Raw genomic sequence first — 18,737 nt, 5'->3', positions numbered from 1 at the left:
CACATGACCCGGGTTAGTACGACACATTATGTTCCACGTCCGGCGGGTCCTCGAATTCACCCCGCGGCGGATGGCAAGCGGGTACGCCGTCTTCGGGAGCCTGTGGGTCCTGCTCTCGGATCGGATCGTGTTCGCGACCGTCGCTGCCGAGAGCACGCTCGCGCTGGTGCAGACGATCAAGGGCTGGGTCTTCGTGGGCCTCTCAGCGACGCTCATCCTCGGGCTCACGCGAGTTCGTGAGCGGCAACTCGAGGACTCCAGGCACCGGGCGATCACGGCGAGCCAGCAGCTCCAGGTGCTCCACCGGATCTTCAGACACAACGTCCGCAACGACATCACCGTCATTCGGGGCTACAGCCAGTTGCTTCAGGAGCAGTTCGAGACGGACCGAGCGGCGGCGTGGCTCGAACAGATCAGGGAGACCGCCGGGCAGGTCATCGACACGAGCGAGAAACTCCGGATCGTCTCGGAGGTCGAGGTCTCCGAAGACCGGGACGTCGTCGACCTGGTCTCGATCGTCGACGGTGAACTCGCCCGGTTCGAGTCCCAGTTTCCCGGCGTCGAGGTCACGCGAGACCTCCCCGAACGCCTGCCCGTCCAGGCCGACACCTCGATCCAGTACGCCATCAGGGAGGCCCTGGAGAACGCGATGGAACACCATCCCGATCCGCCCGCCGAGCGCCAGATCAGTGTTACCGGCGACACGTCGATCGGTGCGGCCACGATCGAGATCACCGACAACGGGCCGGGCATCCCAGTTGATGAGGTCGAACCGATCGAATCCGGCGACGAGAGTCAACTGAGCCACGGCAGCGGCGTGGGCCTCTGGCTCATCGCCTGGATCTGCCAGAACTACGGCGGACGCGTCGTTTTCGAGCCCGCGGACGGGACGACGGTCGCCCTCTCCTTCGAGCGGGCCGACCCGATCGACGAGGCCACCGATAGACTGTATGGCGAACTGACTCCCGACCTGGCCTGGTGAGCGAAAGTGACACACTCCGGCCGACCGAACACCTCCGTATGTCAGCCCCGGACCCGCCCCCGGACAACCCCTACGTCGAGAATCCCGACCTGGACTTCGAGCCGATCGAGGCCCTGGACGAGGCCCAAGCGGCCGCACAGGCCGACGCCCTCCGGGACGCCATTCGCTATCACGACCGACGGTACTACGTCGAGGCCGACCCCGTGATCGCCGATCGAGCCTACGACCGACTGTTCGAGCGGCTGCAGGCACTCGAATCGGCCTTCGACCTCCAGACTCCGGACAGCCCCACGCGGCGGGTAGGTGGGGAGCCACTCGACGAACTCGGGACCGTCGAGCACGTCGTGCCCATGCTCTCGATCGACTCCGGCGGCGATCCAGCGGCCGTCCGCGAGTTCGACACCCGCGTTCGCCGGACGATCGAAGACCCCGAGTACGTCTGTGAGCCCAAGTTCGACGGGCTCTCGATCGAAGTGATCTACGAGGACGGAGTCTACCAGCGGGCGGCGACCCGTGGCGACGGTCAGACGGGCGAGGACGTGACCGAGAACGTCGCGACCATCGACTCGGTGCCCCTGCGACTCCGGGGGGATCCACCCGCGTTTCTCGCGGTTCGGGGCGAGATCTACATCCCGCGCCCGGATTTTCAGGCCTACAACCGGGAGCGAGTCGAGCGCGGCGAGGACCCCTTCGCGAACCCCCGGAACGCGGCGGCTGGCACCCTCCGGCAACTCGATCCGGGCGTCACGGCCGACCGGCCGCTTTCCTGGTTTGCCTACGACGTGCTCGCGGCTGGGCCGACCGCCGAGGCCTTCGAGGCCGCCGACGCCTCGACCGGCCCCGTCCCGGAGACCGGGCTCGAAACCCACGCCGACGAGCACGCGGCCCTCGAGGACTGGGGCTTTCCCGTCAACGACCGCTTCGAGGTGCAGGCCGCCATCGAGGGGGCGATCGCGTATCGCGATCGGTTGCTCGCGGCCCGCGAGGAGTTGCCCTACGAGATCGACGGCGCGGTCATCAAGGTCAACGACCGGGCGGCCTGTGCGAGGCTGGGCACGACCGCTCGACACTACCGCTGGGCCTTCGCCTACAAGTTCCCGGCCCGGGCCGAAGAGACGACCATCACGGACATCGTCGTCCAGGTGGGTCGCACCGGCCGGCTCACGCCGGTCGCGCTGCTCGAACCCGTCGACGTCGGCGGGGTCACGGTTTCGCGAGCGACACTCCACAACCAATCGGAAATCGAGGCCATGGGCGTGGCTGTCGGGGACGAGGTCCGAATCGAGCGGGCCGGGGACGTGATCCCGTACGTGAGCGAGGTGATCGAGTCCCACAGCGAGGGGCACTTTACGTTCCCAGAGACCTGCCCGGCCTGTGGCAGTCCCGTCGATCGGGACGGCCCGCGACACTTCTGTACCGGCGGGCTCACCTGCCCGGCCCAGCTCGTCGCCGGGGTAGCCTACTTCGGGAGCGAGGACGGACTGGACATCGAGGGCCTGGGTGAGGAGACCGCCCGGGAGTTCGTCGAAACCGGGCTGATCGAGCAGGACGTGGCCGATCTCTACGATCTCAGCGTCGAGGATCTCGCAGCCCTGGATGGGTGGGGTGAGCGTTCGGCGACGAACCTGCTCGCGGAACTCGACGCCTCGAAGCACCCGCCGCTTTCCGATTTCCTCGCGGCGATCGGAATTCCGACGGTCGGCCCGACGCTGGCCCGCGACCTCGCCAGGCACTTCGAGACGCTCGATGCCATAATTGAAGCCACAGCGGCCGAGTACCAGGCCGTCGGGGGCGTGGGCGAGACCGTCGCCGAGCGGATCAGCGAGTTCTTCGCCAACGAGGGGAACCGGCGGGTCATCGAGCGCCTCCGCGAGCGGGGCGTCGACCCGGAACCGATGACTGCAACCGGTGGCGACGAACTGGCCGGCCTCACGGTCGTCTTCACCGGCAGCGTCGAGGGCTGGACCCGGGACGAGTTGCAGGCGCTGGTCGAGGACCACGGCGGGTCGGCGACCAGCAGCGTCTCGGGCAACACCGATTACCTCGTCACCGGATCGAATCCCGGCCAATCCAAGACCCAGGATGCGGCCGCAAAGGACGTGGAAATCCTCGATCCCGAGGCCTTCTTCGACCTGCTGTCCTCGCATGGGGTCGACGTGGGTGATCGCTGATGGCCGGCGAACAGGGCTGGCAAGCCACTCCCGAGGCGCTTTGCTACGCCGGCGAGGAAATCGAAGAACACGTCACGACCCGGGAGGGTGCCATTTCCGTGACCAGCCACCGCGTGCTGGTGTTCACCCCGGACGACGAGGGCTCGAATTTCCAACCCTTCGAGCGCCCGAACGTCAGGAGCATCTCGAAGTCGGCGGGCGGGGCCACGCGTTTTCTACTCACGAGCGCAAAGTGGCTTCTCGTCGGGTTCGTCCTCGCCGTCGCCGGCTGGCTGCTCGATTTCGAGGGGGTGCTGGGCCCGGTCTCGGTGGGGGAAAGCGCCGGCCAGGTCGGCGTCGACTGGATCGGCGGCCTGTTTTCAATTTTCACCACCGCCTTTGCGCTCCTCGATGATCTCCTGCTCGTCGGTGGGGTGGGGGCACTCGTCGTCGGTCTCGCGCTTCTGGGCTGGTACTGGCACACCCGGGCCGAGACGATCCGAATCGAAGTCGCCGGCGAGGAGGCGTTCGAGCTACCTGGGGCCGGGGTTCCAGATGGGGCGGTCGAAGCCCTCGATCGGGCCCTCGGACCCCCGGGAGCGGTCGATTCAAATCCGTCGAACCGATAGGACCGGCTATGCAGACCGGGGCGGTTCGCGAGCGGGCGGCGACGCTGTCCCGCGAACCCGGCGTCTACCAGTTCCTCGACGGCGACCGGGTGCTCTACGTGGGGAAGGCCGTGGACCTGCGGGACCGGGTTCGATCCTACGCCGATCCCCGCAGCGAGCGGGTCCGGGAGATGGTTCGCCGCGCGGCGTCCATCGACGTGGCGGTAACCGACACCGAGACCCAGGCGCTGTTGCTCGAAGCGAACCTCATCAAGCGCCACCAGCCCCGGTACAACGTCCGGCTGAAAGACGACAAGTCCTATCCGCTCGTCCAGTTGACCGATCACCCCTTCCCGCGGATCGAGATCACTCGCGATCCGGACCCCGGCGCGACCGCCTACGGGCCCTATACCGACAAGGGACAACTCGAAACGGTGCGGAAGGCCATCCGCGAAGTCGCGAGGCTTCGGGGCTGTTCGGACCACAAGTTTCAGAACCGCGACCGGCCCTGTCTCGATCACGACATGGGCCTGTGTGCGGCCCCCTGCACCGGGGAGATCGACGCGGCGGCCTACGCGGACCGCGTCGAGCTAGCGACGCGGTTTTTCGACGGTGAAACCGGGGCGCTGGCCGAGCCACTCCGGGAAGAGATGGAAACGGCGGCCGACGAACAGGCCTTCGAGCGGGCGGCCCACCTTCGGGATCGGCTCGACGTCGTCCAGGCCTTCCACGGAACTGGCGGGGACGCCGTCATCGACACTGGTGGCTCCAGGATCGTCGACGTGCTCGGTGTCGCCGTCGAAGGGGACGGCGCGACGGTGGCCCGACTCCACAGCGAGGGCGGCAAGCTAGTCGATCGGGACCGACACCGCGTGCAGACCCCGGCGCGGGGCGATGGCGTACCGGCCATCCTGGCTGCCTTCGTGGCCCAGTTCTACGCCGAACGGGAGCTCCCCGACACGCTGTTGCTGCCCGAACCGCCCGAAAGCGACGACCTACGGGCCTGGCTGGAAGCCGAGGGGGTCGAGCTTCGGGTCCCCGGGGCGGGCCGGGAGTCGCGGCTGATCGACCTCGCGATGAAAAACGCCCATCAGGGCCCGGACCGGGACGGTGCGGCGCGAGCCCTGGGGGACACGCTGGGGATCGACCCGCCGCGGCGGATCGAGGGCTTCGACGTGAGTCACGCGGACGGTCGCGAGGTCGTTGGCAGCGACGTCGTCTTCGTCGACGGCCAGCCGGCGAAAACGGACTACCGACGGAAGAAACTCCCCGAGCGCAACGACGACTACGCGAACATGGAAGCGTTGCTCACCTGGCGGGCCGAGCGCGCGCTTGCGGGACGGGACGAGCGACCCGATCCGGACCTGTTGGTCATCGACGGAGGGCGGGGCCAACTCGACGCGGCCCAGGCGGCGATCGAGGCTGCTGGCTGGTCGGTCCCGGTCGTCTCACTCGCGAAGGCCGAGGAGATCGTTCACACGCCCGATCGACAGTTCGACTGGGATCACGACGCGACCCATCTGCACCTCCTCCAGCGCGTTCGCGACGAGGCCCATCGTTTTGCCGTGCAGTACCACCAGACGCTGCGGGACGACGTTTCGACGGTCCTGGAGTCCGTCGAGGGGATCGGGCCGGCCCGGCGCAAGCGGCTCTTCAGGCGCTTCGGCAGCGTCGAGGGCATCCGGGCGGCCTCCGAAGCCGAGTTGCTGGCGGTGCCCGGCATCGGGGCCGAGACGGCGGCCCAGCTCAGGCGTCGGTTGTGAACTGGCCCGCTTCGAGTTCGACCTCGTGGATCTCCAGGGTGGGGTGGCTCTCGAACATCTCCCGTGGGGCGTCCCGGTCGTGGGCTCGCTCGAACGCCTCGCTCTCGGTCCAGGCCTGGTAGTCCGAGAGCGAATCCCAGTAGCTCATCGAGACGAAGGTCCCGGTGTCCTCGGTGGCGGGACTGAGTAGTTGGAAGTGCCGAAAGCCCGGCTGGGACTCGACCTCGCCGCGACGCTCGCTGAAGCGTTCGACGAACTCATCCTCGTAGCCCGGGGCGATCTCGAAGCGGTTCTGGACGACGATCATACGGGATGGTCTCCCGTCACACAGTTACTCGTTTGGGTCCACGGGAACCGTCTCCTCGTCCGGTTCGATCCCGGCGTCGAGGTCGAACTCACGGTCGAGAGTCCGGATCCGGTCGCGGATGTCCGCCGCGAGTTCGAACTCCAGGTCCGCGGCGGCAGCCTCCATCCGGGACTCCAGTTCCTCGATCAGGGCGGCGGCTTCCGCTTCATTCTCGGGGTCCCGACCCGAGATGGAGTCGGTCGCCTCGCCGGAGCCCGGAAGGTCGATCTCGCCGACTGGCTTGTCGATCGTGCTGGCTTCGACGTCGTGGGTCTCGTTGAATTCCCGCTGGATCTCCCGGCGACGGCGGGTCTCCTCGATCGCGTCGTCCATCGCGTCGGTCACCGTATCGGCGTAGAGGACGACCTCGCCCTCCAGGTTGCGGGCGGCCCGGCCCATGGTCTGGATCAGCGAGGTGCGCGAGCGGAGGAAGCCCTGGCGGTCGGCATCGAGAATCGCGACCAGCGAGACCTCGGGGATGTCCAGTCCCTCGCGGAGGAGGTTGATCCCGACCAGCACGTCGAACTCGCCCAATCTGAGGCCGCGGACGAGTTCGTGGCGTTCGAGGGTGTCGGTCTCGTCGTGCATGTACTCCACCGCGACCCCCGCTTCTTCGAGGTATTCGGTGAGGTCCTCGGCCATTCGCTTGGTGAGGGTGGTGACGAGCACCCGTTCGTCTGCCTCGATCCGGTCGTCGATCCGGGCGAGCAGATCGTCGATCTGGTCTTCGGCCGACGCGACCTCGACGGCGGGGTCGAGCAGGTAGGTCGGCCGGACGATCTGCTCGACGACCTGTTCGGACTGCTCGCGCTCGTACTCGCTCGGGGTCGCGCTGACATAGAGCGTGCGATCGGTTCGGTCTTCGAACTCCTCGAAGGTCAGCGGCCGGTTGTCAAAGGCCGTCGGGAGCCGGAAGCCGTTCTCGACCAGCGACTCCTTGCGAGACCGGTCGCCCTCGTGTTGGCCCCGGATCTGCGGCACGGTTCGGTGGGACTCGTCGATCACAGTCAGGAAATCATCGGGGAAGTAATCCAGCAAGGTGTAGGGGGCCTCGCCGGATTCCCGATCGGAGAGATACAGCGCGTAGTTCTCGATGCCCGAACAGTAGCCGGTCTCCTGGAGCATCTCCAGGTCGAAGGTCGTCCGCTCCTCGATGCGCTGGGCGGCAACCAGATCCCCCTGACGCTCGAAGTACCGGACCCGTTCTTTCAGGTCTTCCTCGATCCCCTCGATAGCCGATTCGAGGCGCTCCTCGGGCAGCGAGTAGTGTTCGGCCGGGTGGATCAGCGTCGCCGGTTCCGCCGAAACCACACTTTGTTCGAGGGGGTCGAGTTTCGAGAGCCGATCGATCTCGTCGCCCCAGAACTCCACCCGGACGGCATAGCGGCCGTACATGGGGAAGATCTCGACGGTGTCCCCCCGCACGCGGAACGTGCCCTGGGTGAAATCCACGTCGTTTCGCTCGTAGTTGAGATCCACCAGGGAGGCCAGCAGGTCCTCGCGGTCGATTTGATCGCCCCGTTCGAGGCGCAGCGCCATCTCCTCGTAGTTCGTCGGGTCCCCGAGCCCGTAGATGGCCGAGACGGAGGCGACGACGATCACGTCGTCGCGGGTGAGCAGCGAACGCGTCGCTGAGTGTCTGAGTCGGTCGATCTCCTCGTTGATCGAGGCGTCCTTGTCGATGTAGGTGTCGGACTGCTCGACGTAGGCCTCGGGCTGGTAGTAATCGTAGTAGGAGACGAAGTACTCGACGGCGTTCTCGGGGAACAACTGGCTGAACTCCTCGTAGAGCTGGGCCGCCAGGGTCTTGTTGTGGGCGATGACGAGTGTCGGCACGTCGAGCTGTTCGACCGTCCAGGAGACGGTGTTGGTCTTCCCGGAGCCGGTCACCCCCAGCAGCGTCTGTGTGTCCATCCCCGACTGGAAGCCCTCGACCAGCGCGTCGATGGCCGCGGGCTGATCGCCGGCCGGATCGAAGGGGGCCTCGACCCGAAACGACCGGTCGACGTCCGGTCGGTCCGGGGAGAGTGGGCCTGCCGAGTCGCTCATTGTTCGAATCTAGCCGTCGAGGAACTTACGTCCAGCCCATGCGGAAGTGCCCGGCGCGGCCAAACGAGACTGGTGGCGAACAGGTGACACCAGCGAGTCACGACCACGGTGTGTCACGCCGCCGGAATTCCGGCGGCCGGGGTCCGTTTTTGGGCACCCGAAGGGACGGAGACGCCCCGCTATTTTCGGCCCGTGGCCGAGCGAGCGGTCACATGAGACGCCATGGACCGGTCTTCGTGTATAAAGCTACGCAGCGTGGCGGCGGCTTTCAGTGGCGACCGTTCTATGGACCGATCCGTCCGTCGGTGCACTCGATCGATCCCCGGAGCCGGTTCGTCAACTATTGATGTGGGAGGTCCCTCACTGTCGATGATCGCATGCCGACGAGTTTGAGTGGCGCGTTCACGACAGCGGTGATGCCGATTATCGCCGTCGCCGTCGTGGGCTATCTCTTCGCGCGTGTCTATGACGTCGACATCGACCCGGTGAACACCGTCGGCCTCTACATCATGATTCCGGCCCTGGCGTTTCACAGCATCGCCACCACCCCGCTTGGCGGGGGCGAGGTCCTGAAACTGACCGCGGGGGTCGTCGGCTACGCGGCCATCATGGTGGTGATCGCCGGTGCTGTCGGTCGGTTCCTCGGGACCTCCGAGGCCCTGCTGGGGGCGTTGATCCTGGCGAGCGCGTTCCCGAACTCCGGGTTCATCGGCATTCCCCTCTCCGAGTTCGCGTTCGGAAAGATCGGTCGCACGACGGCGGTTCTCTATCTCACCGTCCAGAACGTCGTCGTCTACACCCTCGGGGTCTACATCGCCTCCCGCGGGACCGACCGGGACCCTCGCGAGTCCGTCCGCGAGATCTTTCGACTGCCACTCATTTATGCCGTGATCCTCGCCGTCCTGTTCAGGGCGGTCGGCGTGCTGCCGACCGATGGCGGCGCGACCGCGGGGGCGATCATGGAGACGATTCAGATGGTCGGCGACGCGTCCATCCCGCTCATGCTCCTCATCGTGGGGATGAAACTCGCGGAGACGGACATCCAGGCACTCTCGAAGACGGTCACGCCGACCGTTCTCAAACTCGGCGTGGCGCCGCTCGTGGCGTTCGCAATCGCCCTGGTGCTCGGCTTCGAAAACCTCACCGTCGCCCGCACGTTCGTCATCGAGAGCGCGACGCCGGCCGCCACGGTGCCCCTTGCGCTACTCATCGAGTACAGCCCCGATGTCGGCCCCGACGAGATCGACCCGGCCGAGTACCTGAGTACCGTGATCTTCGTCACGACCGTGCTCAGTATCGGCGTCCTCACCGGTCTCGTCTACGTCTTCCAGGCCGAGATGGTGTTTTGAGGGGCAACCGCACCGTGTCCCTTTTGTACCACCTGGTAAAACAACCAGGTAATGAAACGGCGGACGTTCGTCAAACGCGTGGGTGCAGCGGGCATCGCCGGCCTGGCTGGTTGTGCCGGTCCCGATGCCGATGGCCGGGGAACCACCACGGGCACGAGCGGCGGGACCGACGAACTCGCCGGCACGCTCCGCGTCGCGACCTACGAACCGTTCGTCGACGCCCCGAGTGTGAGCCCGGGGGCATGGATCAAGGAGGCCTTCGAATCGGCGTATCCCGACGCCACGATCGAGTGGCAGACGCCGAACTCGGGGCTCAACCACTTCATCCAGCAGGCCCAGTACGGTGACGGCGTCGAAGCGGACGTGTACGTCGGGCTCAACGCCGACGACCTGGTCCGCGCGGACGACGAGCTAGGCGAGACCGAACTCTTCGAACCGGTGTCGGCCGACACGCTCTCGAACGACGACAGCGTCATCGAGGAGCTACGATTCGATCCGGCCGGCCGCGCCGTCCCCTTCGACACGGGATACATCAGTCTGGTCTACGACGCGGGCGAGATTGACGAGCCCCGGACCTTCGAGGATCTGATCGATCCGGAGTTCGAAGACACGCTGCTCCTGCAGAACGCCCAGACGAGTGACCCGGGGCGGGCCTTCCTCCTCTGGACGATCGCGAACCGGGGCGAAGCGAACTACCTCGATTACTGGCAGGCCCTGGTGGACAACGGGGCGCGGATCCTGGGAGACTGGAATGGGTCCTATACCGCCTACTCGAATGCGGAGCGGCCCGTCGTGGTCTCCTACTCGACCGATCAGGTCTATGCCCACCGCAACGACAGGGACATGCAGCGCCACCAGATCGCCTTCCTGAACGACCAGGGGTATGCCGTCCCCGAGGGAATGGCTCGCTTTGCCGACGCCGCGAAGCCCGAATTGGCCACGGCCTTCCTCGAGTTCATGCTCGAACCACGAACGCAGTCCGAGATCGCGGTCCGAAACGTCGCCTTCCCGGCCACCACGACCGCCGACCCGCCCGAGAGCTTCACGGAGTACGCTCACCGCCCGCCGGAGACGGTGACCCACACCTACGACGAACTCGCCGGATCGATCGACGACTGGGTCTCGGCGTGGGCCGAACAGATCGCGAGCGGGTGAGTATGAAGCCCAAGCGAGGTGGTGACCGGATCGCTCGGCTGCAGTACTGGACCGGGGAGTACGCACTCCAGGGAACCGCTGCCCTGACCGCACTCGTCCTGGTGGTGCTTTTCTACTACCCGGTCGGGACGGTCCTCGCGAACGGGCTTTTCGGGTCGGTCGAGGGAACGAACCCGGTGCTCGCGGTTCTGGGCTCGGAGTTCTACCTCGGTGCGGCGAGTGGGCTCACGGACCCCTCGGCCGTGCCAGGTGGCGTGCTGGACTGGATGCGAGCCGGGTTTCCAGCCGTCGACTTCGGGCTGATCGGCTTCACGGTCTATCAGGCGCTGCTGTCGACACTCGCGAGTCTCGCTCTCGGGCTCCCGGGGGCGTATCTCCTCGCGCAGTACGACTTTCCGGGCCGGGAGACGGTTCGGTCGCTCACAATGTTGCCCTTCGTCCTCCCCTCGATCATGGTGGCAATCGGTTTCGTCGCGATGTTCGGGGACCAGGGGGTGCTGAACGGTTTCCTCGGGTGGGTTGGGCTGGAGTCGGTGTCAGTCATGTACACCCTCCAACTCGTCGTCCTCGCCCACGCCTTCTACAACGCGCCGCTCGTGACCCGGATCGTGGGGGCCGCGTGGGCGGGGCTGGACCGATCGAAGATCGAGACGGCCCGCGGGCTGGGGGCCGGGCCGATTCGTGCTTTTCTCGATGTGACACTGCCCCAGTTGGGTCCCGCGATCCTGGCCGGAGCGCTTCTGACTTTCCTCTTTACGTTCATGTCCTTCCCCATCGTGCTGGCACTGGGTGGGCTCGAACTCGCCACGGTGGAGGTCTGGCTGTACGCCCGCGTCCAGCAACTCGAACTCGCCCAGGCCGCCGGCCTGGCCGTGGTCGAGACGGTGATCACCCTCTCGCTGACCTACGCCGCGCTTCGCTACGAGAGCGGCCAGCGCGGGCTCGGCCGGGGACCGAACCGAAAACCGCTCTTCGGCTCGCTCCGGGATCCCCGCCGCCTCGGCTTGCTTGGATACGGGCTCGTCGTGACGATCGTCTTCCTCGGGCCGATCCTGAGTATGGTCCTCGAGAGCCTGACCGGACCAGGCGGGCTCACGCTCGATCACTACGCCTTTCTCCTCGAACGCCAGGCGACCGGCGCGAGCTACCAGGTCAGGCCGCTGCCGGCGATCCGCAACTCGCTCTTGTTTGGGCTAGCCGCTCTCGGCCTCGCAGTTCCGATGGGTGTGACGGTGGCAATCCTCGAAGATTCCCGTTTCCCCGGGAGCCGCGTGCTTGGGACGCTGCTGATGGCTCCCCTCGCGGTGAGCGGGATCGTCCTCGGCCTCGGCCTGTTACAGGGACTCGTGTTTGGAACCGAGCTGTTCGGCCACCGGATCACCGTGACCGGGCCGGTCGCGATCGTGGCCGCCCACGCCGTCGCTGCCTACCCCTTTGTCACCAGAACGGTTTCTCCCATGCTCCAGCGAGTCGATCACCGAGTCGTGGAGACGGCCCGGGTGCTCGGGGCCTCCCGCGCCCGAGCCCGGTTCGACGTTGAACTCCCGCTGGTCATCCCGGGGATCGTCGCCGGGGCCGCACTGGCCTACGCGATCAGCGTCGGCGAGTTCGACTCGACGATCATATTGGCCGAGGGGAGTTCGAGTTACACGATGCCCGTCGCCGTCGAGCGCTACCTCGGGAATCGGACCCTCGGCCCGGCGACGGCCATGGGGACGGTATTACTCGGGATCACGGCGATCAGCTTCGTCGTCATCGATCGCGTCGGGGGATGGTGGGAGCCATGACGCGCGTCGAACTCACGGGAGTCAGCAAGCGATTCGGGGACGAACTCGCCCTCGAAGACGTCTCGCTCTCGATCGACGATGGGGAGTTCTTTACGCTCGTCGGGCCCTCTGGCTGTGGGAAAACCACGACCCTGCGAATCCTCGCTGGCCTGACCGAGCCCTCGGCGGGCACGGTCCGGTTCGACGGCCAGTCGATGGCCGAAATCCCACCGGAGGATCGAAACGTCGGGATCGTCTTCCAGAACGTCTCGCTGTTCGAGCACCGAACAGTCGCCGAGAACGTCGCTTACGGCCTCAAGTTCCACGACCCACCCGGTGGCAGCACAAGGGAAAAGCGAGTCGCGGACTTGCTCGAACTGGTCGATCTGGGCGGACTGGGCGATCGGGACCCCGAGACCCTCTCCGGGGGCCAACAACAGCGGGTCGCCCTCGCCAGGGCGCTCGCACCGGGACCCGACCTGCTGTTGCTCGACGAACCGATGAGCGCCCTCGATGCCAGTCTCCGGGACCGACTCCGGAAGACGGTCGCGGCGATCCAATCCGAGCTCGGGATTACCACGGTATACGTTACTCATGACCAGTCGGAGGCGCTCTCGATGAGTGATCGCCTCGCGGTGATGCGGGCTGGTCGGATCGAACAGGTCGGCCGGCCGGAGACGGTCTACGGGCAACCCGTGAATCGATTCGTCGCCTCGTTCGTGGGCGAGAACAACCTCTTCGAGGCACAGCGGGTCGACGGCGACGCCATCACGATCGAGGGTGGAGAACAGTTTCAGGTCGGGCCCCCTGTTTCAACTGGAGATGTCCTTGCCGTCAGGCCGACTGCGTTGCATCTAGGCACGGACGACAACGAACTCGAAGTCGAGGTCGAGCGGGTGGCGTTCCACGGCACGGGGTATACCCTTCACTGTGACTTTGCGGGCCGAGAACTGGTCGTCGAGAGCGACCGGCCGGCCGAGGGGATCGTTACCGTTGGATTCTCGCGGTCTGCCGTCACGGTCTTGCCGGCGACGTGATGGGCCGAATCGGTCGTTTAGGGTGCGACACCGACTGTAAGGAGCGTGCCGTAGGTGTGATACCGTTCGACCATGGCCTCGCGAGTCTCGAAGGATTCGGTAGGGAACGCATCGGCCGGCGGGATCTCGACCTCGCGGTCCGGAATGTTGTCCTGTTCGGCGACGTACAGCCCGGCCTCCCTGAACGCCTCGCGGTACTCCTCGCGGCTCCAGCGGGTCATCGGGATCTCGATGTACTCCTGCCACTCGTGTGAGTGGACGTTCTCCTCGTAGTAATCCACCGCACAGTAGACAGTCCCACCGGGGGAAAGGACCCGGCGGAGTTCGGACAGGACTTCGACCGGATCGTCGGCGTAGTAGATCGCCTCCATCGAGAAGGCGTGATCGATCGAGTTCTCGGCAAAGGGAAGGGCCTGGAAGTCACTTCGGAGAAAAGCGATGGCGTCGTCCTCGGTGTAGGACTTGGCGTTTGCGACCATCTCCGGGGCGGCGTCCAGGCCGTAGCCGCGAGCGATCGAACGCTCCCGAAGCGCCCGGAGGGCATACCCACTGCCGGTCCCCAGGTCCAGGACGGTATCCCCTTCCTCGATGGGCATCCGGGCGAGGGCGTGTTTGGCCGTGTGCCAGTGTCGTTCCTCCATCCCGCGGTCTTTGCCCTCCTGGGCCCAGGCGTCGAACGCTTCTCGAATGCTCATGGAGACCCTCCCGCAGTCATGTTCGAAGGCACACGCGCCACCGTGAAAACCGCTCCGGGAGCCCCTGTGCTTATGCCCCGTGACCGGGTTGCTCCGGTATGGCCTATGATCTCGCGATCGACGGGGCTCCAGAGACCGTGGCGGCCGGGACGTCGATCCTCCTCAAACATCCCAGCATCGGCGGGACGGACCCGATCGACACCGGGTTTCTGCGCCCCGGTTCCGAGCGGGCCTTTGTCGTCTCGACCCGAACCACGGCCCGCGAAGTGGCCGAAAAGCTGTCCCATTACGGCGTCGATCCCGATCGAACGGGAATCCTGGACACGCTCAGCATCGATCGAGGATACTCTCGCCGACGCCAGCAGGGGGTCCACTACGTCTCCGCCCCGGACGACGTAGCGGGGATCGTCGACGCCGTCGAAGATTTCCTGGCCGAGAATCAGTCCAGGGGTCGGCTTAGCTTCGACTCGATCTCGGAGTTGGCCTACTACGCGGGCGAGGACGCCGCAGCCAGCGCGCTCGCCCAGCTAAGCGAGTTAGTGGCCGAAAACGACGCCGTCGGGCTCTTTCACGTCTCGCCGGAAGTTCACGAGAACACCGCCCTCGATCGATTCGAACGGGCCTGTAACGCGGTGATCGAACTCGGTGCGGACGGCCAGATGCAAACGCAATTCTAGGGCACTCTCGCCGAAAAGTTCAGTCGTCCCGCCAGGTCTCTGGGACTTCGATCATGTACTTGCCGTCTTCGCGGAGCGCGACGATGTGTTCCTCCCGATCGTAGAGTTCCATCAGGTTCAGTTCGTACTGTCCCGGCTCGACGATCCGGATGCTCTCGAACTGGTCGTTGAGTTCCTCGCGAAGGGTCTCCAGGTCGGTGTCGGCCGCGGAATCGGGTTCGTCGACCACGCGCCCACTTTCGGGCAGGGTTTCGCCTGCCGATTCCTCCTCGGCGGGAGGTGCAGTCGACCCGCCAGCCGACCCCGCTGAGGCAGTTTTCGAGGGAAGCTCGGAGAGATCGGCGACATCACCTCGGGCGGAGGCCTGTGCTCGATCTTCGGAAGACGGGTCCTCGGTTGCCGTCTCTTCGGCGACGACCTCGGCGTCGTCGGCCGATTCGTCCGGCTCGGGCTCCGAGCCGGCGTCACCGACGTACTCCTTGACAGTCTTGGCCGCACGACCCATCCGCCCGGTGACCGAATCATCCGAGAGGGGCGGATCCGGTGGTTCCTCGGCTGTGGAAGTCTCCGCTGGACTGGCCCCCTCCGGGATGTACTGGAAGGTGTTGCCACCACAGTGAGGACAGCCCGAGAGCATCTCCTTTGAGCCGTCCGGGAACGTCGCCGAGCAGTTCGTACACTGGTGGGGCATCGGCTATCGCCCCGAGATGAGTGCACGAATGAGCGTCTCGTCTTTCTGCAGCGAGTGAATCTGATTGGCCGGGCCAATAACTGTGAGTTTGGCGTTCGAGGATTGGCCGCCGATCAGCCGGGAGAGGAAGTTCCCGCTGCCCGCCGCCGACTGTGGGAAACTCTCGATCTCGATGCCCGAGAAGTCATCCGGATTGATCTCGGTCATCGTGACTTCGATGAGTTTGGACTCCTCGTCCGGGGTGAGGCCCTCCTCGAGGATGACGATGTTCCCGTCACGCACGTCATCGAGGATCATCCGGATCTTCTCCATCGAGGTCTTATCGCGCATGCGCTGCCCGGAGATCAGCTCGATCTGGACCCCGTCCGCCGTCTCGTGTTCGATTCCTGCCATACTATCACCCGAAGTACGCCGCGATCTTGTCGTACACTTCGTCCATGTTGTCCCCCTCCAGCGCCGAGAGCGGCACCGTTTCGTGCTGGGGGAAAGCGTTCTCGATACGGCTGATCTGGGCCTCATCGAGGTCGATCTTGTTCGCGAAGATCAGGACCGGGAGATCCCGGGACTCGATGATTCCGATCAGCATCGTGTTCACCTGGGTGAACGGATCCTCCGCCGAGTCCAGGACGTAAATCACGCCGTCGACGTCCTCCCGAAGCCAGTGCATCGCCTCCGCGACCCCCTCGGTCGCCTCCCGGGAGCGCCGCACAGCCTCGTCTTTCTCGATGTCGTGATCGAGGAACTCGGTGTAATCGACCTTCGTCGTCACGCCCGGCGTGTCGACGATGTCGATCGTCACCGTCTGTCCGTTGCGTTCGATCTCGACGTTCTCTTTGCGACGGGCCCGCCGCGTCTCGTGGGGGATCTGTGATTCCGGTCCGATGGCGTCACCGGTCCAGTCCCTGGCGATTCGGTTCGCGAGTGTCGTCTTCCCCGCGTTCGGCGGCCCGTAGATGCCGATACGTTTCGGTTCCCCATTGCTCTCGAAGAAGGCGTCCGCGACCCGAGAGATGCTGTTTCGTAGGCTTCCGAGCAGTCCCATTATGACCCACCTTGTGCGTCCCGGGGCTTGAAATCTCCGGACACGTCTACCCGTGCAGGCTGTAACGCCTTAAGTCTACAGGCAGAGCGGGCGACTGGTCCGGATCAGCAGTCCGTGCCAGGCAGTTCCAGTTGAAACAGAGCGGTTGGCACCAACCCGATGATTTCGACTGGAACGGAGGCGAAAGGCATAGCTTCGGGGAAGCAGTCGCGATTCTTTTCGGTGGATCTCCGGCCGTATCGGTGAGATTTGAGACTATGTGACTAGTTTCCGTGATTTAGACATCGTTTCAACAACATATCGAAAATGGGACTGGACAGGACAGTGCCCCTCCCCCACCCCATTGTTTCGCGTGGAACGCGAAAACAGCGTGGTGACGGGTTCAGAAACGCGATTCTCCTCTTGGATAACTTAGTTTATCAGTAAACGAGAATAGTATAGGCTGTTTTCTTTACTGGTTTACGGATACTGTTTTCACATCACCACCATAAATCTTCCCTAGTTCAGTAGCGGGGGACACTCACCCTGTTTCGTCGCTCCACACGAAACGAAGGGGTGGGGGGCTAGGGAGAAATCGCGCCCCATCCCAGTCGTTAAGCCCTCCATATCCTGAAAATATTGTTTTTGCAACTGATCTGCTGTCGAACAATCCGTTTCACCGCCCGCTCAGTCGTCGGTAAACCCGATCGGTTTCGCTCCCGTTCTGATCCGGTGGACCGATACCTTTTTGTCCGTCCCAGATCCGTGATTTCATCTGCATCAACTGGACGGGGAGGTACCTGGTGTGGCCCCTCTAATTGCCCGGAGCGGGGCGCTGCAATGCGTTTCCACCCGGTATCCTCCGCTGTCCCACTCGAACCGGGGGACATGACACATGGAAGAGGAAGGCCACACATCGGAAACACACGGGGCGGAACGAGACTTCGAGGTGGATCTCGACGAGGTCCTCGAAGACGAGTCCGAGACCGACCAGGGACTCTTCGACGATCTCCTCTCGGGCAAGCCCATCTTCGAGAACAAGGAGGTCCTCCGCCCCTCCTATACGCCACACGAACTGCCACACCGGACCGACCAGATCAACAAGATGGCGACGATCCTCGTCGCCGCGCTCCGCGGGGAGACGCCCTCGAACATTCTCATCTACGGGAAGACTGGGACCGGGAAGACCGCGAGCGCGAAGTTCGTCAGCCAGGAACTCGAGGCGACCTCCGAGAAGTACGACGTCCCCTGTCGAGTCGAGTATATCAACTGTGAGGTGACCGACACCCAGTACCGGGTCCTGGCGCAGCTCGCGAACACGTTCATCGAACGCAACCAGGCCTACGTCGAGGACCGGCTGACCGATCTGGAGGACCTCCACGAGCGTGCCCGGGTGGATTCTGACATCCTCGCGGACTCGAACTACGATTCGCTCGGCGATCTCCAGGCCGAGATCGATCGACTCGAAGCCGATCTGGCCGAGATGGAACCGGTTCCGATGACCGGGTGGCCAACCGACCGGGTGTACTCGACGTTCTTCGAGGCCGTGGACTACGTCGAGCGGGTCGCGGTCATCATGCTTGACGAGATCGACAAACTCGTCGAGAAAAGCGGGGACGACGTCCTCTACAATCTCTCCCGGATGAACTCGGAACTGGAGAACTCCCGGGTCTCGATCATCGGCATCTCGAACGATCTGAAGTTCACTGACTTCCTCGACCCGCGGGTCAAGTCCAGTCTGGGCGAGGAGGAGATCGTCTTCCCGCCCTACGACGCCAACCAGCTCCGGGACATTCTGACCCACCGGGCGGACGTCTCATTCAAGGACGACGCCCTCTCCGAGGACGTGATTCCCCTCTGTGCGGCGTTTGCCGCCCAGGAACACGGCGACGCCCGACGTGCCCTCGATCTGCTCCGGACGGCGGGCGAACTTGCCGAACGCGAACAGGCCGAGCAGGTCACCGAGGAACACGTCCGGAAGGCCCAGGACAAGATCGAACTCGATCGGGTCGTCGAGGTCGTCCGGACCCTGCCCACACAGTCGAAACTCGTCCTCTATGCCATCGTCCTCCACGAGAAACACGGGGTGCGGAACATCAACACCGGCGAGGTCTACAACATCTACAAACGGCTCTGCACCGAAATCGACGCCGACGTGTTGACCCAGCGCCGGGTCACCGACCTCATCAGCGAACTCGACATGCTCGGGATCGTCAACGCGGTCGTGGTGAGCAAGGGTCGCTACGGCCGGACCAAGGAGATCAGCCTCTCGGTCCCGGTCGACGAGACCGAGACGGTCCTGCAGGCGGACTCCCGCATCGGCGACGTGGGGGATGTCTCTCCGTTCCTCCAGGCGCGTTTCGATGGCGATCACAACTGACCGGTAGCCCCCATTTTCCGGGTCGAGAAATCTTCCAGTAACGGCCGTGAGTCGGGACGACCGACCAG

The 18,737-nt window shown here is 65.0% G+C and carries 16 protein-coding genes; 10 read left to right on the top strand and 6 right to left on the bottom strand.

Going from position 1 to position 18,737, the window contains the following annotated elements:
* Positions 1-28: 28 nt before the first annotated feature.
* Genes RH831_RS03070 through RH831_RS03055 form a run of 4 tightly spaced genes read left to right on the top strand, consistent with a single transcriptional unit; the run spans position 29 to position 5,503 of the window.
* The gene (locus tag RH831_RS03070; protein ID WP_310552801.1) at positions 29-982 is read left to right on the top strand and encodes a HAMP domain-containing sensor histidine kinase; all 954 of its coding nucleotides are present in this window, start codon (positions 29-31) and stop codon (positions 980-982) included.
* Positions 983-1,020: 38 nt separating this feature from the next.
* Entirely contained in the window at positions 1,021-3,153 is a 2,133-nt protein-coding gene (gene ligA / locus RH831_RS03065) for an NAD-dependent DNA ligase LigA (protein ID WP_310552799.1), read from the top strand.
* On the top strand, positions 3,153-3,761 hold the full coding sequence (locus RH831_RS03060; RefSeq protein ID WP_310552798.1) for a hypothetical protein: 609 nt from the start codon (positions 3,153-3,155) through the stop codon (positions 3,759-3,761). Before ligA ends, RH831_RS03060 begins: the two co-directional genes overlap by 1 nt.
* Positions 3,762-3,769: 8 nt before the next feature.
* Positions 3,770-5,503, top strand: a complete 1,734-nt coding sequence (locus RH831_RS03055) for an excinuclease ABC subunit C (RefSeq protein ID WP_310552797.1) — start codon at positions 3,770-3,772, stop codon at positions 5,501-5,503.
* On the opposite strand, the gene RH831_RS03050 is transcribed toward RH831_RS03055, so the two are convergent.
* Together RH831_RS03050 and uvrB are read right to left on the bottom strand one after the other, a co-directional pair.
* Positions 5,487-5,810, bottom strand: coding sequence for an antibiotic biosynthesis monooxygenase (locus RH831_RS03050; RefSeq protein WP_310552796.1), 324 nt, complete (start codon positions 5,808-5,810; stop codon positions 5,487-5,489). The two genes, RH831_RS03055 and RH831_RS03050, sit on opposite strands and share 17 nt — an antisense overlap.
* A gap of 24 nt (positions 5,811-5,834) precedes the next feature.
* The gene (gene uvrB, locus RH831_RS03045) at positions 5,835-7,898 is read right to left on the bottom strand and encodes an excinuclease ABC subunit UvrB (RefSeq protein WP_310552795.1); all 2,064 of its coding nucleotides are present in this window, start codon (positions 7,896-7,898) and stop codon (positions 5,835-5,837) included.
* A 377-nt stretch (positions 7,899-8,275) separates the two neighbouring features.
* On the opposite strand from uvrB, the gene RH831_RS03040 reads away from it, so the two are divergent.
* Genes RH831_RS03040 through RH831_RS03025 form a run of 4 tightly spaced genes read left to right on the top strand, consistent with a single transcriptional unit; the run spans position 8,276 to position 13,205 of the window.
* Positions 8,276-9,247: an AEC family transporter gene (locus RH831_RS03040; RefSeq protein ID WP_310552794.1), complete on the top strand. Its 972-nt coding sequence runs from the start codon at positions 8,276-8,278 to the stop codon at positions 9,245-9,247.
* Positions 9,248-9,298: 51 nt separating this feature from the next.
* Entirely contained in the window at positions 9,299-10,402 is a 1,104-nt protein-coding gene (locus RH831_RS03035; RefSeq protein ID WP_310552793.1) for a thiamine ABC transporter substrate-binding protein, read from the top strand.
* Positions 10,403-10,404: 2 nt separating this feature from the next.
* The gene (locus RH831_RS03030; protein WP_310554131.1) at positions 10,405-12,189 is read left to right on the top strand and encodes an iron ABC transporter permease; all 1,785 of its coding nucleotides are present in this window, start codon (positions 10,405-10,407) and stop codon (positions 12,187-12,189) included.
* Entirely contained in the window at positions 12,186-13,205 is a 1,020-nt protein-coding gene (locus tag RH831_RS03025; RefSeq protein ID WP_310552792.1) for an ABC transporter ATP-binding protein, read from the top strand. Before RH831_RS03030 ends, RH831_RS03025 begins: the two co-directional genes overlap by 4 nt.
* Positions 13,206-13,222: 17 nt before the next feature.
* Here the strand turns inward: RH831_RS03025 and RH831_RS03020 are convergent, their stop codons facing one another.
* Positions 13,223-13,900, bottom strand: coding sequence for a class I SAM-dependent methyltransferase (locus tag RH831_RS03020; RefSeq protein WP_310552791.1), 678 nt, complete (start codon positions 13,898-13,900; stop codon positions 13,223-13,225).
* Between the two features lie 98 nt (positions 13,901-13,998).
* Between RH831_RS03020 and RH831_RS03015 the strand changes: the two genes are divergently transcribed.
* Entirely contained in the window at positions 13,999-14,577 is a 579-nt protein-coding gene (locus tag RH831_RS03015; protein ID WP_310552789.1) for a hypothetical protein, read from the top strand.
* Between the two features lie 19 nt (positions 14,578-14,596).
* Here the strand turns inward: RH831_RS03015 and RH831_RS03010 are convergent, their stop codons facing one another.
* The 3 genes from RH831_RS03010 to RH831_RS03000 are packed head-to-tail and all read right to left on the bottom strand — an operon-like array spanning position 14,597 to position 16,310.
* Positions 14,597-15,268, bottom strand: coding sequence for a Zn-ribbon containing protein (locus RH831_RS03010; protein ID WP_310552787.1), 672 nt, complete (start codon positions 15,266-15,268; stop codon positions 14,597-14,599).
* 3 nt (positions 15,269-15,271) lie between these two features.
* Entirely contained in the window at positions 15,272-15,661 is a 390-nt protein-coding gene (locus RH831_RS03005; protein WP_070365874.1) for a DUF2073 domain-containing protein, read from the bottom strand.
* A gap of 4 nt (positions 15,662-15,665) precedes the next feature.
* On the bottom strand, positions 15,666-16,310 hold the full coding sequence (locus tag RH831_RS03000; RefSeq protein ID WP_070365875.1) for an Era-like GTP-binding protein: 645 nt from the start codon (positions 16,308-16,310) through the stop codon (positions 15,666-15,668).
* An 874-nt stretch (positions 16,311-17,184) separates the two neighbouring features.
* Here RH831_RS03000 and RH831_RS02995 point away from each other — a divergent pair.
* A complete protein-coding gene (locus RH831_RS02995; RefSeq protein ID WP_310552785.1) occupies positions 17,185-18,669 on the top strand; it encodes an ORC1-type DNA replication protein in 1,485 nt (494 codons plus the stop codon).
* Positions 18,670-18,737 lie beyond the last annotated feature (68 nt).

This window comes from Halodesulfurarchaeum sp. HSR-GB (genome assembly GCF_031432215.1).
GTDB lineage: Archaea > Halobacteriota > Halobacteria > Halobacteriales > Halobacteriaceae > Halodesulfurarchaeum.
Note: the sequence above shows the minus strand (reverse complement) of the source record. Positions and strands in the feature narration are given on the sequence as shown.

Bases quoted from the DNA above. Each gene is read 5' to 3' on its own strand.
- RH831_RS03005 (WP_070365874.1), bottom strand. From the start codon at position 15,661: ATGGCAGGAATCGAACACGAGACGGCGGACGGGGTCCAGATCGAGCTG.
- RH831_RS03070 (WP_310552801.1), top strand. From the start codon at position 29: ATGTTCCACGTCCGGCGGGTCCTCGAATTCACCCCGCGGCGGATGGCA.
- RH831_RS03025 (WP_310552792.1), top strand. From the start codon at position 12,186: ATGACGCGCGTCGAACTCACGGGAGTCAGCAAGCGATTCGGGGACGAA.
- RH831_RS03000 (WP_070365875.1), bottom strand. From the start codon at position 16,310: ATGGGACTGCTCGGAAGCCTACGAAACAGCATCTCTCGGGTCGCGGAC.
- ligA (WP_310552799.1), top strand. From the start codon at position 1,021: ATGTCAGCCCCGGACCCGCCCCCGGACAACCCCTACGTCGAGAATCCC.
- RH831_RS03050 (WP_310552796.1), bottom strand. From the start codon at position 5,810: ATGATCGTCGTCCAGAACCGCTTCGAGATCGCCCCGGGCTACGAGGAT.
- RH831_RS03035 (WP_310552793.1), top strand. From the start codon at position 9,299: ATGAAACGGCGGACGTTCGTCAAACGCGTGGGTGCAGCGGGCATCGCC.
- RH831_RS02995 (WP_310552785.1), top strand. From the start codon at position 17,185: ATGGAAGAGGAAGGCCACACATCGGAAACACACGGGGCGGAACGAGAC.
- RH831_RS03060 (WP_310552798.1), top strand. From the start codon at position 3,153: ATGGCCGGCGAACAGGGCTGGCAAGCCACTCCCGAGGCGCTTTGCTAC.
- RH831_RS03020 (WP_310552791.1), bottom strand. From the start codon at position 13,900: ATGAGCATTCGAGAAGCGTTCGACGCCTGGGCCCAGGAGGGCAAAGAC.
- RH831_RS03015 (WP_310552789.1), top strand. From the start codon at position 13,999: ATGGCCTATGATCTCGCGATCGACGGGGCTCCAGAGACCGTGGCGGCC.
- RH831_RS03055 (WP_310552797.1), top strand. From the start codon at position 3,770: ATGCAGACCGGGGCGGTTCGCGAGCGGGCGGCGACGCTGTCCCGCGAA.
- RH831_RS03040 (WP_310552794.1), top strand. From the start codon at position 8,276: ATGCCGACGAGTTTGAGTGGCGCGTTCACGACAGCGGTGATGCCGATT.
- uvrB (WP_310552795.1), bottom strand. From the start codon at position 7,898: ATGAGCGACTCGGCAGGCCCACTCTCCCCGGACCGACCGGACGTCGAC.
- RH831_RS03030 (WP_310554131.1), top strand. From the start codon at position 10,405: ATGAAGCCCAAGCGAGGTGGTGACCGGATCGCTCGGCTGCAGTACTGG.
- RH831_RS03010 (WP_310552787.1), bottom strand. From the start codon at position 15,268: ATGCCCCACCAGTGTACGAACTGCTCGGCGACGTTCCCGGACGGCTCA.